Below are 12,931 nucleotides of genomic sequence, written 5' to 3' on the forward strand. Positions count from 1 at the left end.
AACCCGTTGGGGCCGCGAAGGCTTTTTCGCCAACCTGCACCGGCGGGAACACAGCCCGGGGAGAACGCCTTTTCGAAAGGCGTCACACCCGGATGGGCGCTATCGGCAGGCAATGAGACAATCGGCCTCATCCTATTGCACCGGCCCGGGGTTCCCCGGGCCGGTTTTTGTTTTACATAAGGCGATGTGAACCGATGCAGCCCGTGTCCGTACCGGACACCGTCTCCATCTCCTGCCTAGGGAACCGCCATGAACATGACCGTCACGCCCCTCCCCGCCGACCACCCCAAGGTGGCCTTTGGAAAAGTCGGCGTCCTCCTGGTCAATCTCGGCACGCCCGATGGAACCGACAAGGTCTCCATGCGGCGCTACCTCAAGCAGTTCCTGAGCGACAAGCGCGTCATCGAATGGTCCCGCGTCTTCTGGTACCCGATCCTCTACGGCATCGTGCTCAACACGCGCCCCGCCAAGGTGGGCAAGGCCTATGAGACGATCTGGAACAAGGATTTGAACGAAAGCTACCTGCGCACGTACACGCGCAGCCAAAGTGAGAAGATGGCGGCAAGTCTTGCCGGCCATGACAATGTCGTGGTCGATTGGGCCATGCGGTACGGCCAGCCCTCGATTCCCTCGCGCATGGAGGCCCTGAAGCAGGCCGGCTGCGAGAAGATCCTGCTCTTCCCGCTCTATCCCCAATACGCCGCCGCCACGACGGCGACCGTCAACGATGAGGCCTTCCGCCGGCTGCTGAAGTCCCGCTGGCAGCCGGCGCTGCGCACAGTGCCGCCCTATCACGACGATCCGGTCTATATCGAAAGTCTTGCGAACTCGATCCAAACGCATCTCGCGACGCTCGACTGGGAGCCGGAAGTGGTCCTTACCTCCTTCCACGGTATTCCCCAGTCCTACTTCAAGAAGGGCGACCCCTATCACTGCCAGTGCTACAAGACGGCGCGTCTGCTGCGCGAGCGGCTCGGCTGGTCCAAGGACAAGCTGCAGGTGACCTTCCAGTCGCGCTTCGGCCCGGAGGAGTGGCTGCAGCCCTATACGGACAAGACCGTGGAGGCGCTCGGGCAGAAGGGCATCAAGCGGATCGCGGTGATGAACCCCGGCTTCGTGTCCGACTGTCTGGAAACGCTTGAGGAAATTGCCGTGGAGGCTGCCGAGACCTTCCACCATGCGGGCGGCGAGAAGTTCACGCATATCCCCTGCCTCAACGACAGCGACGACGGCATGCGCGTCCTCGAACACGTGGTCCGCCGCGAACTCGGCGGCTGGGTGGATGTGACAGCACCGCAGGCCGTTTCGCTGGACCGGGTGCTGGGCGCACCGAGCATCTGATCCCCGCCGTTCCCGCGTCGCGGGAACGGCAAGGTTCCGCATTGCGCCCCGGCATGCTAAGCATGTCGCGCAAAAGTGCGCAGCGGTTTTGCGATAACGACATGCGTAAAAACAAAAGCTTACAGCGTACCGAGCGAATCCGAGGGATCGCGGCACGCTTTAAGCCGGGGTCAATCGCTACACGGAGGAGATGATCTTGGGCGGATTCGACATCGTTGTGGTGGCCTTTGCGGTCCTGGTGATCCTCGTGCTCATCGCCGGCATCAAGACGGTTCCGCAGGGCTATCGCCATACGATCGAACGCTTCGGCCGCTATACGCGCACGCTGGAGCCGGGCCTGAACCTTATCATTCCCTTCATCGACCGCGTTGGCGCACGCATGAACGTGATGGAGCAGGTACTGGACGTGCCGACCCAGGAGGTCATCACCAAGGACAATGCCAGCTGCTCGGCCGATGCCGTCGCCTTCTATCAGGTGCTGAACGCGGCAGAGGCCGCCTATCAGGTCTCCAATCTCCAGAGCGCGATCCTCAACCTCACCATGACCAATATCCGTTCGGTCATGGGCTCGATGGATCTCGACGAGCTTCTCTCCAATCGTGACAAGATCAACGACCAGTTGCTCCGTGTCGTGGACGAGGCTGTCGGCCCCTGGGGCATCAAGGTCACCCGCGTCGAGATCAAGGACATCCAGCCGCCGAAGGATCTGGTGGACGCCATGGCGCGCCAGATGAAGGCCGAGCGCGAAAAGCGCGCCCAGGTGCTGGAGGCCGAGGGCTCGCGCAATGCGCAGATCCTGCGGGCCGAAGGCGCCAAGCAGTCGGCGATCCTTCAGGCCGAAGGCCAGCGCGAGGCTGCATTTCGTGACGCGGAAGCCCGCGAGCGGTTAGCCGAGGCCGAGGCGAAGGCGACGCGCATGGTCTCCGAGGCGATCGCTGCCGGCGACGTGCAGGCCATCAACTACTTCGTCGCCCAGAAATACACCGAAGCCGTCGCCGCGATCGGCACTGCGCCCAATTCGAAGATCGTGCTGATGCCGATGGAAGCCTCAGCCCTCATCGGCTCGCTCGGCGGCATCGGTGCCATCGCCCGCGAAGTCTTCGGCGACGCCGCGACGGCGCCGGAACGTCCGCGCGGCCCGACGCGATCCGTTCCGCCAAGCACACCGAACACCCCCTCGCCCTTCGCCCCGCCGCGGACCGGCGTCTGATGGTCGCGCGCGTCATCGAGGAGCTCGGCCCTTGGGCCTGGTGGGTTCTCGGCCTCGTCCTCCTCGCGGCCGAAATCCTCGTTCCCGGCGTCTTTCTCGTCTGGATCGGCATGGCGGCGATCGTCACCGGAGCGCTGGCGCTGATCTTCTGGAACGCGGACGTCTTCGGCTGGCATGTGCAGCTACCCCTGTTCGCCATCCTCTCCGTCGTCGCCGTGCTCGTCGGCCGCCGCCTGCTGGCGCGCTTCGATCATGCCTCCGACACGCCGATGCTGAACCAGCGCGGCCGCAGCCTGATCGGGCGTACCGCCATTCTCGAGGAACCGATCGCCGAAGGACGCGGCCGCGTTCGTCTCGGCGATACGACATGGCCCGTCAGCGGCCCCGACCTGCCGACCGGCGCGCGCGTCCGCGTCCTGTCCGCAGATGGCCAGCGGCTTCTCGTGGAAGAAGCCCCAGCCGCCTGAGCCGAAAGCTTCAGCGAGGACGCCTTCAGATAAGGATTGGTTAACCACAAGCGTTTACGATTGCGAAACAATTGCTTCGAGCTTGCGGACCCGGCCCATGGCGCCTTCTCACCTCCCGGACACTGATGCGCGTGGCCTCCGGCCCGCTCGTGCTGCCATGGTCCTTTTGCTTCTCTCCGTCTGCCTCACACAGCTTGCTCTGCCCGGCACCGCCCGGGCGCAAGCGGTGGAGGATGACGCAGGCGATACCGACCTTGCAGGACCGCAGGATCCGACCTCGGCAACACTCAGCCCTCAGGCGGCCGGCGCGGCCGCAGCCGCCGTGCCCACGACGGGCGGCATCACGACGGCGGCCAGTGACGCCGATATCACCGGCGCCATCGGCGATGATGCCGTGGTCGATGGCGGGCTGTTGCGCGATCAGGACCTGATCCGGTCCAACTTGCGGGAAAGCAGCGTGGATGGGCTGAAATCGGCACTTGCGGACGATGACGACGTACCCGGCATTCCGCTCGGCACCTTCACCCTCAAGCCCTCGATCGGGCAGACGCTGAACTCGGAAACGACACGCAGCGGCGAAAACCGCGAGCGGCGCACCTACACCGAAACGGGCCTCAAGGGCACGCTGACCTCCGACTGGTCCCGCCACCAACTGAGCATCACCGGCGAGGGCTACTGGCAGCGCAATCTCTCCGGCACCGGCGAAACCAAGCCGCGAGCCGACATCGACGGCGCCTTTCGCCTCGATATCAGCCGCGACACCATCGCCACGCTGCGTGCCGGCTACAGCTTCGACCGCGAGGATGCGACCGACCCGAACGCGATCAACGGCGCAGAAACGCAAGCCGGCGTGAACCAGTATTCTCTTGGTGCGGGAATCGAGCATGATTTCGGCATTCTGCGCGGCTCGGCCAAGGTCGATGTCAACCGCCTGACCTATTCCGATGTCGATCTCTCCGATGGCACCACACTGTCGCAGACGGACCGCAACCGCGATGTCGGCACGCTGACGACACGCATCGGCTATGAACTGTCGCCGGCCCTCATCCCGTTCCTCGAAGCCTCCATCGGCCGTGGCGTCTATGAGCTGCGCTCGGACAGCCTGGGTTACAGCCGATCCTACAAAACCTATTCCGGCCGCGCCGGGGTGGAAGCCGATCTCGGCGAGAAGCTGAAGGGCGAGCTGGCGCTGGGCTACAACACCTACCGCTTCGACGACGCGCGGCTGAAGAACCTGAACGGCGCCACCATCGACGGCCTCATCAACTGGTCGCCGCAACGCGGAACGGATGTCTCGACCGGCCTCTCCACGACGCTGGAGCCCTCCACAACCTCGGGCGAAAGTGGCGCGCTCGCCTATACGCTGTCGAGCCGCGTCACACACGAGCTGCGCTCGGCGCTCGTGGCGCGGCTCTCCAACAGCCTGACATTCCGCAACTATCCCTCCGGCAGCGCCTCGTCGGACACAAAGGTCTGGCTGACCGGCGCCGGCCTGACCTACGACATCAACCGCTATCTCGCTTTGACCGGCGATGTCAGCTATGAGCGGACGACCCCCGATCGCGGCGAAGCGACCTCGGTCGCCCGGATCGGGGTTGGCCTGACGCTACGGCGCTGAGCAAAGGCACCGTCGCGAACATATCGGTCCCGAAACGAAAAAAGCCGCGCTGCAAATGCAACGCGGCTCTCTTGTTCGGTATCGATCGATCAGCGGGCGAGAAGGGCCTTGAGGGGGCCTTCGACCGAGCCGCGGATATCGTCGCGCGACAGCGCAAAAGCGACGTTGGCGAGGATGAAGCCATCCTTGGCGCCGCAATCGTAGGTCTCACCGCGGAAAACGTAACCCGCGAAATCCTGGCTCTTCAGCAGCTTCAGCATGCCGTCGGTCAGCTGGATCTCGTTGCCGGCGCCCCGCTCCTGCGTTTCCAGGATATTGAAGATCTCCGGCTGCAGGATGTAGCGGCCGTTGATGAAATAGTTGGATGGGGCTGTGCCTGCGGCCGGCTTCTCGACCATGGCATTGATGGCAAAGCCCTCGCCGATCGTCTCGCCGACGCCGACGATGCCGTACTTGTGGGCCACTTCCGGCGCACATTCCTCGACGGCGAGCACGTTGCCGCCGCTCTGCTCGTACAGCTCGACCATGCCCTTGAGGCAGCCTTTTTCGCCGCGCATGATCATGTCGGGCAGGAGAACCGCGAAGGGTTCATCACCGACGATATCGCGGGCGCACCACACGGCGTGGCCGAGGCCAAGCGGCGCCTGCTGGCGGGTGAAGCTGGCCATCCCGGCCTTCGGCAGAATGTCGGCGAGCAGCGTCAGTTCGGCGGTCTTGTTGCGCTCGCGCAGCGTCTGCTCAAGCTCTGTCTGAATGTCGAAATAGTCTTCGATGACGCCCTTGCCGCGACCGGTCACGAAGATCAGGTGTTCGATACCGGCTTCGATCGCCTCATCGACGACGTACTGGATGACAGGCTTGTCGACGACCGTCAGCATTTCCTTCGGGACAGCCTTGGTGGCGGGCAGAAAACGCGTGCCGAGGCCGGCAACAGGAAAGACGGCCTTGCGGACCTTACGCTTCTCACTCATCAATATCTCCAGTTCTCAGTCATTCTTAAAAAGGACGGTGGAGATCAACGAGCGCTGATCCACCGTGGCGTGATGTCGTCTTACCGGAAACCGGCTTAAAATGAACGTCGATCCCGATGTTCTCGTTCGTAGCAACTCCGTTTCCACGCAATTGCGACGCACCTCTCCCCCAAGCCCGGCGACGGATGACATGGATCTATCCGACTTCCCCGCAGTTTCCAGAGCGTCCACGTCCCGCCCCCAAAAGTCGGCCCGAAAGGAGTGCCGGGCATGCACCGCCTAGATGCACGACCCCGGGTGAATGCCCGGTGAACATGCAGCATGCGCGTCACAAGAACGTGAACGTATCTAAGGGTAAGAGGCTATTTTTTCCCTAAGGAAGACGCAAGTCCTTCGGCATGGTAAAGAACTTGTTGACCTCATTTCGATACTCTTCCTCAAACCGGCCCTCACAGCAGAGCCGGCACTCGTCGGATCCGTCACCGGCAGCGCAAGATGGGACGGTTCTGGAATGGTACAGTGATGTCTCGCCCGTCGCCCCGACGCGCGAGACCGAGATTACGGAAACGACAGACCGATGAACAGCAACAGTCTGCCCCTTCGCCGCCGCCTCCGCGCCGCCTTTGTTGCCGCCGCCGCGTTCCTCGCCACCACGCCTGCTTTCGCCGATGCCGGCTTCCAGACATGGATCAACGGCTTCTATCCCACGGCCGCCAAAGCGGGCATCTCCGAGAGCACCTATCGCAAGGCCTTTGCCGGCGTGAAGACGCCCGACGAGACCGTGATCGAGAAGGCCAATTACCAGCCGGAATTCAAGCACAAGATCTGGGAATATATCGACAGCCGCGTGAACCCCTACACGCAGAAGGTCGGCCAGGAAATGTCGGTGAAGCACCGCCGCACGCTGGATGCGATCGAGAAGCATTTCGGCGTCGATCGAAACGTGCTGCTCGCCATCTGGTCGATGGAGTCCAACTACGGCGCCGTGCTGGAGAAGGACGATCGGCTGCATTACGTGCCGCGAGCGCTGGCGACCCTTGCCTATGCCGATCCGAAGCGGGCGAAATTCGCCAAGACACAGCTGATCGCCGCGCTGAAGATCCTGCAGTCGGGCGATGTGAGCCCACGCGAACTCAACGGCTCCTGGGCCGGCGCCATGGGCCACACGCAGTTCATTCCCACGAGCTACCTCCTCTACGCGATCGATGCGGACGGCAACGGGCACCGCGATATCTGGAACTCGATCCCCGATGCGCTGGCGACCGCCGCGAACCTTCTGAAGAAGAACGGCTGGCAACCGGGCATGACCTGGGGCTACGAGACGGCGGTGCCCGCCGGCGGCTCCGACCTCCAGGGCCAGACGAAGACGCTGAAGCAGTGGACGGCCCTCGGCTTCACCCGTCCGAACGGCAAGGGATTCCGCGACGGCAGCATTCGCGCCACGCTGAAGATGCCGGGCGGCAGCGGCAGCCCGGGCTTCCTGATGACCAAGAATTTTTCCGTCATCAAGCGCTACAACGCCTCCGACTCCTACGCGCTCGGCGTCGGTCTTCTTGCCGACGAAATTGCCGGCTATGGCGGTATGCAGCAGGCCTGGAGCCGGCCGGACGGCACGCTGGACGTCAAGCAGAAGTTCGAACTGCAGTCGCGCCTCAAGGAACTCGGCTATTACGACGGAGAGGTCGATGGCAATTTCGGCTCCGGCTCGAAAGCTGCGATCCAGGCCTTCCAGAACCGCAAGGGCATGACCCCGGACGGCCAGCCGACGCAGAACCTTCTCCGCGCCCTGCGGGATTGATCGGCGACACCGGGCAACCAGGCCGTTTTCGGGCACAGAATCCGGAACGGGCAAGCCATCGTCCGATGGTCTGGTGGAAATGAAGAGGACCGGGCAGGACGCCCGGCCGGAATGCAGATGTCGATGCCCCGAGCCGAGATGCCCAAAGCGGTGACACCACGCGCTGATCAGAGCAAAGTCTCGCCGCAACCGTCGCGGCGTGCTCGTCTGCGCCGGCTTGCGGCCTTCATTCTCGCCATCGTCATCGCTCTGCCGGCCGTCGCCTTCCTCCCGCCCGTCAGCCGCGCCGAGGCGCAGGAGCGACGCACAATCCTTGATATGTTCTTTGGACGACCGCGCCAGCAGCAGCGCGTCTATGAGGATTATGGCGACGGCGGGAATATCAACCGCGAGGCGCCGCCGCCGGTGCGGCGTCAGCCGAAGCCGCAGCGGGCGAAACCCCGTCCCGCCCCTGTCGAGACGCCGGCACCCGAAATCGTGGCAAAGCAGGCGGATGCCAAGACCGTGCTTGTCGTCGGCGACTTCATCGCCGGCAGCCTCAGTGACGGGCTGCAAACCGCCTTTGCCGACAGCCCGGGCATCGTGGTCGAGAACCGGAGCGAAGGCTCCTCCGGCATGGTGCGCGACGACTATTTCGACTGGCCCAACATGCTCCCCGTCTATGCCGATGACGTGAAGCCGGCCCTCATCGTCGTCAGCTTCGGCGCTAACGACCGACAGCAGATGAAGATCGGTGCGGTGCGGGAAAAATACCGCACGGATGCCTGGATGGCCGAGTACACACAGCGCGTCGCAGCGTTTGCAGCCCTTGCCCGCAGCCGCAACGTGCCGCTTCTCTGGGTCGGCATGCCGTCGTTCCAGTCACCCGCGATGACGGCGGACATGGTGACGTTCAACGGCATCTTCCGCACCGAAGCCGAGAAGGTCGGTGGGCAGTTCATTGATATCTGGGATGGTTTCGTCGATGAGCAGGGCAAGTTCGTGACGACGGGCTCCGACATCAATGGCCAGCAGGTGCGCCTGCGCGGTGCCGACGGCATCAACCTGACGCCGGCCGGCAAACGCAAGCTCGCCTTCTACGTGGAAAAGGACATCCGCCGCCTTCTGGGCGAGACGGCAGCGCCCGGTAGCGACATTCCCGATCCGAGCGACATGAAGGACTTGGTGGTAACGGCCCCGACCAGCGAGACCATCATCAAGACCCAGCCGATCAGCCTTGTCGATCCCGACCTCGACGGCGCGTCCGCCCTGCTGGACGGCGCCAGCCTGCCGGCAAGTACCGGGCGCAGCGCGCGGGACCTGCTGATCGAGAAAGGCGAAGCCCCGCCCGCCCCGTTCGGCCGGGTTGACGATTTTCGGCTTGTGAAGACGGTGCTGGCGCCGCCGGCCGTGACACCGGAGACAGCCTCATCGGCGGCAGGCTCATCTCTAGGCAATGCCGATCCATCACCATCGAAGGCCGCAGCCCCGCCAAAGACCGGAACTGGCCCCCGGCTGGGGGCCGCACCGCCGTGGCAGGTCGTCCCGCTGCGATAGGCTCAGAGCGGGCGCCCTGACTTTTCCAAAGAGTGTTTTAACGCAATTCCGGACGCAAAATGGCTGCGCACTTTTGCTGGAATTTCTCTAGGCGGCCTTGAGCGTGGCGACTGTCTCGAGTGCCGCCTTGGTCGCTGCTTCGCGTGGCTCGGCACCGAGCGCCAGGCCTTCAGCCACGATGACCTCGGGATGGGTCACGCCGATGAAGGCGAGAACCGACCGCAGGTAAGTCTCGGCATGTTCGAAGGGCTGCGACGGCATGCCCGGACCATAGAGGCCACCACGCGCGACCGTCAGGATGACGCGCTTGCCGCCCGCCAGACCCTCCGGACCGGTTTCGGTGTAACGGAACGTCTTGCCGGCCACGCAGATCCGGTCCACCCAGCTTTTCAACTGGCTCGAAATTCCAAAATTGTAGAGCGCCACGCCGATGACGACGATGTCGGCCGCAAGAAACGCGTCCAGCACCTTTCCGCCCAGTGCCAGATCTTCCTGAAGCGCCTGATCGTGCTGCACGTCGTCGCTCTGGCCGGCGAGGTAGCGGCCGGTGAGATGGGCGATCGGCTCGGCGACGAGGTCGTGATAGGTGATTTCGATTGCGGGGTTCTCTGCCGTGAGACGCTCGACCGCAGCCTTGGACAGCGCGCGGCTGACCGAATGGTCGCCAAGAATGCTGGAGTCGAGGTGAAGAAGCTTCATGTGTCTATCCTTTGTGTACCATGTGCAGGTCGTTCGAATGCGGTCCGCATGAAAAGCCGACGCCCCGCTGCGTTACCGGGTGCGTCGCGTTTTTGAGTTACTTTTCCATACCGAGGCACTATGAATGACGTTGAGGAGCGCGCGCAAGGAGGCACATTCATGACACCTACAAATATGGACATGACGCTGGAGACGCTGCACGAAACCCATGACTGCCGTATGGCCAGCGCCCTCCTCTCCCGGATCGGCGACAAATGGTCGGTGCTCGTGGTGATGCTGCTGGCGCCGGAGCCGAAGCGGTTCAACGCGCTGAAGCGCGCGCTCGGGAGCATTTCCCAGCGCATGCTGACGCTGACGCTGCGCAACCTGGAGCGGGACGGGCTGGTGACGCGGACGATCTATCCGACCATTCCGCCGAAGGTGGAATATGCCCTGACCGATCTCGGCCAGTCGCTGCGCGAGCCCGTGCAGGCGCTCGGCAACTGGGCGTTCGAGCATCAGGAGCAGATCGATCAGGCGCGGCTGGCTTACGACCGGCGACAGGCCTGAGGGCCGAGGATGCCCGGCTTTACCGGGCATCCTCCTTCCATGGAGAAGTTTCGCGGGATCAGCGCGGCAGGACGCTGGAGCCCATCAGGGCCTCATCAATCGCGCGTGCGGCCTGTCGGCCTTCGCGGATGGCCCAGACGACCAGCGACTGGCCGCGACGCACGTCGCCGGCAGCCCAGACCTTGTCGACCGATGTGCGATAATCCTTGTCGTCGGCGATGACGTTGCTGGAGCCGCGACGGTCGGTGTTGATGGCGAGCGCGTCGCCGAGCTCTTCCAGAACGCCGGCCTTCAACGGGCCGCTGAAGCCGATGGCAATGAAGGCGAGGTCGGCCTTGATGACGAACTCCGTGCCGGGAACCGGCTTGCGGCGATCGTCGACCTGACAGCACTTCACGCCGGTCAGCACGCCGTCCTCGCCGACGAATTCCAGCGTTGCGACCTGGAACTCGCGCACGGCGCCTTCGGCCTGCGACGAGGAGGTGCGCATCTTCGTGGCCCAGAACGGCCAGACGGCGAGCTTGTCCTCTTTTTCCGGCGGCTGCGGGCGGATGTCGAGCTGCGTCACCTTGACGGCGCCCTGACGGAACGCGGTGCCGACACAGTCCGACGCCGTGTCGCCGCCGCCGACGACGACGATGTGCTTGCCACCGGCAAGGATTGGGTCCGACGGCCAGCCGACGCTGTCGATATTCTCGCGGCCGACCCGACGGTTCTGCTGCACGAGATAGGGCATTGCATCATGCACGCCGGCGAAATCGCCGCCGGGAATGCCGGCGTCGCGCGGTGTCTCGGAGCCGCCGCAATAGAGCACGGCGTCATGCTCTTCGCGCAGGCTTTCCACCGTGCGATCGACACCGATATTGACACCATAATGGAAGGTCACGCCTTCGCCGGTCATCTGCTCGACGCGGCGGTCGATGAAGTTCTTCTCCATCTTGAAGTCCGGAATGCCATAACGCAGCAGGCCGCCGGCCTTGGTCTCCCGCTCGTAGACATGCACGGCATGTCCGGCGCGCGCCAGCTGCTGGGCCGCCGCCATGCCGGCAGGGCCTGAGCCGATGATGCCGATCGACTTGCCGGTCTTCGTCACCGCAGGCTTCGGCACGATGTAGCCCATCTCATAGGCCTTGTCGGCGATCGCCTGCTCGATGGTCTTGATGGTAACAGGGGCATCCTCGAGGTTCAGCGTGCAGGCTTCCTCGCAAGGCGCGGGGCAGATGCGGCCGGTGAACTCGGGAAAGTTGTTGGTCGAATGCAGGTTGCGGATCGCCTCTTCCCAGTTGCCGCTGTAGACGAGGTCGTTCCAGTCGGGGATCTGGTTGTGCACCGGGCAGCCGGTCGGGCCGTGACAGAAGGGAATGCCGCAATCCATGCAGCGTGCCGCCTGCTTCTGTACTTCCGGTTCCGACATCGGAATCGTGAATTCCCGGAAATGGCGGATACGATCGGAGGCCGGCTGATACTTTGCCAGCTGCCGGTCGATTTCCATGAAACCTGTAACCTTGCCCATGACGTAACCCTCAATCGTCGCCGTGGAAGCGCTGATGCCACCCGCTCCGCGTCCACCCGTTTCTGTTCCTGACTGCCGGCAATCCGGCAGGCTTTTTTTCACATTGTCGCCAGAGCGGCGAACACTCAATCGAATTTCGTGACCATAAGACGTTTCATGATCGTCATCTCAAGAACCGGTCCGCGAGCCCTTCGATGAAGGCCTGGCCCGGAAGCCGTTTTCGTTGTGTCGGCAGCGCGGCGATCACCGGCGCATCAAAGGCGCTGCCGCGCGCGCCCTTGCCCATCATGGCAAGCGGCAGCGGGAAGGATTCGATCAGGGGTCTGTCGTCGAAGACCTTTGGCGCCCAGACCTTATCAACGGCGTCGATCACAGCCTGCCAGTTCGTCTTGACCTGCCGGGGCTGGTACCAGATGTCGAGTTCGGAAAGGCCGAGACCGCGATAGAGATCCACGAAACGCAGGTCGATGACGCCGCTCTCGTCGGAGAGATCGATACGACCCAGCCCGGTGCTGCGCGAGCGCGGCGAGAAATAGAGGCAGGGAATGCCGTAGGATTCGGCAAAGACCATGCCATGAAGGCTGGTCGAGACGATCCGCTTGCAGGACAGGATCTCGTCCAGCCGCTCGCGCAGCGCGCCGATCGTCGTCGGCGTGACCGTGTTGATCAGCTTGACGGCTCCCGCATCCGACGGCCCCACATGGTGGCGGCCTTCGGTGTCCTTCGGACGGGCATCGAAGGTGCGCTCGGACAATTCCGCCAGATGCAGGATGACGCCGAGTTCATGCGTCTTTTTGACAGGCGCATCATGGAAATGCGGCAGAAGCCAGAGCGGATCGCCATAGACGGCTGGCCCGTCGCTGCCGAGAACGCGGCGGCTGAACGGTCCGCGTGTCGCGTGAAAGGTGAAGCGCGTATCGACTGGCCGGGTATAGGGTATCTTGTCGTCACCATGCTGGCCGGGATTGAGATTGGGAGACGTGCCCGTTCCCCAGACATGCACATGTCCACCTGCCATCATGTGGCCGATGGTGCCGACGGCCGCAAGACGCGTCTGCCGGCTCTTGCTCGGCGCATGTGTCACCGGCAGTCCCGACATCATCGAAACGATCACCGGCGACAGCGCGTCGCCGAGATTGAGATAATCCTCGCCAGCCGGCGGCGTCACCCAGGAGACCGGGATGGCAGCCTTCGACGCGACGATGTCGAGAAGGTCCTTGGACACGTTA

At 63.7% G+C, this 12,931-nt stretch carries 11 protein-coding genes; 7 read left to right on the top strand and 4 right to left on the bottom strand.

What is annotated here, in order from left to right; all coding sequences use genetic code 11:
* The first annotated feature begins 255 nt into the window (after positions 1 to 255).
* From hemH to GA0004734_RS00815, 4 genes are all read left to right on the top strand, one after another.
* On the top strand, positions 256 to 1,341 hold the full coding sequence (gene hemH / locus GA0004734_RS00800; RefSeq protein ID WP_092935714.1) for a ferrochelatase: 1,086 nt from the start codon (positions 256 to 258) through the stop codon (positions 1,339 to 1,341).
* 190 nt (positions 1,342 to 1,531) lie between these two features.
* Positions 1,532 to 2,551: an SPFH domain-containing protein gene (locus GA0004734_RS00805; RefSeq protein ID WP_092930370.1), complete on the top strand. Its 1,020-nt coding sequence runs from the start codon at positions 1,532 to 1,534 to the stop codon at positions 2,549 to 2,551.
* Positions 2,551 to 3,018: an NfeD family protein gene (locus GA0004734_RS00810; RefSeq protein WP_092930372.1), complete on the top strand. Its 468-nt coding sequence runs from the start codon at positions 2,551 to 2,553 to the stop codon at positions 3,016 to 3,018. The genes GA0004734_RS00805 and GA0004734_RS00810 overlap by 1 nt, the downstream gene beginning before the upstream one ends.
* 97 nt (positions 3,019 to 3,115) lie before the next feature.
* A complete protein-coding gene (locus GA0004734_RS00815) occupies positions 3,116 to 4,636 on the top strand; it encodes an outer membrane beta-barrel protein (protein ID WP_245292305.1) in 1,521 nt (506 codons plus the stop codon).
* 89 nt (positions 4,637 to 4,725) lie between these two features.
* On the opposite strand, the gene galU is transcribed toward GA0004734_RS00815, so the two are convergent.
* Positions 4,726 to 5,607 carry a UTP--glucose-1-phosphate uridylyltransferase GalU gene (gene galU, locus GA0004734_RS00820; protein WP_092930376.1) on the bottom strand — a complete coding sequence of 294 codons (882 nt, stop codon included), beginning with the start codon at positions 5,605 to 5,607 and terminating at the stop codon, positions 4,726 to 4,728.
* A gap of 577 nt (positions 5,608 to 6,184) precedes the next feature.
* Between galU and GA0004734_RS00825 the strand changes: the two genes are divergently transcribed.
* A complete protein-coding gene (locus tag GA0004734_RS00825; protein ID WP_092930378.1) occupies positions 6,185 to 7,405 on the top strand; it encodes a lytic murein transglycosylase in 1,221 nt (406 codons plus the stop codon).
* A 117-nt stretch (positions 7,406 to 7,522) separates the two neighbouring features.
* A complete protein-coding gene (locus tag GA0004734_RS00830) occupies positions 7,523 to 8,941 on the top strand; it encodes an SGNH/GDSL hydrolase family protein (RefSeq protein WP_245292306.1) in 1,419 nt (472 codons plus the stop codon).
* An 87-nt stretch (positions 8,942 to 9,028) separates the two neighbouring features.
* Here GA0004734_RS00830 and GA0004734_RS00835 read toward each other — a convergent pair whose 3' ends face one another.
* Positions 9,029 to 9,640 carry an FMN-dependent NADH-azoreductase gene (locus GA0004734_RS00835; RefSeq protein ID WP_092930380.1) on the bottom strand — a complete coding sequence of 204 codons (612 nt, stop codon included), beginning with the start codon at positions 9,638 to 9,640 and terminating at the stop codon, positions 9,029 to 9,031.
* Between the two features lie 159 nt (positions 9,641 to 9,799).
* On the opposite strand from GA0004734_RS00835, the gene GA0004734_RS00840 reads away from it, so the two are divergent.
* Positions 9,800 to 10,189, top strand: a complete 390-nt coding sequence (locus GA0004734_RS00840) for a winged helix-turn-helix transcriptional regulator (RefSeq protein WP_092930382.1) — start codon at positions 9,800 to 9,802, stop codon at positions 10,187 to 10,189.
* Between the two features lie 58 nt (positions 10,190 to 10,247).
* On the opposite strand, the gene GA0004734_RS00845 is transcribed toward GA0004734_RS00840, so the two are convergent.
* Both GA0004734_RS00845 and GA0004734_RS00850 read right to left on the bottom strand, forming a co-directional pair.
* Positions 10,248 to 11,702 carry a glutamate synthase subunit beta gene (locus tag GA0004734_RS00845; RefSeq protein WP_092930384.1) on the bottom strand — a complete coding sequence of 485 codons (1,455 nt, stop codon included), beginning with the start codon at positions 11,700 to 11,702 and terminating at the stop codon, positions 10,248 to 10,250.
* Between the two features lie 163 nt (positions 11,703 to 11,865).
* Positions 11,866 to 12,927, bottom strand: a complete 1,062-nt coding sequence (locus GA0004734_RS00850) for a polysaccharide pyruvyl transferase family protein (protein WP_092930386.1) — start codon at positions 12,925 to 12,927, stop codon at positions 11,866 to 11,868.
* Positions 12,928 to 12,931 lie beyond the last annotated feature (4 nt).

It is taken from the genome of Rhizobium sp. 9140 (genome assembly GCF_900067135.1).
GTDB lineage: Bacteria > Pseudomonadota > Alphaproteobacteria > Rhizobiales > Rhizobiaceae > Ferranicluibacter.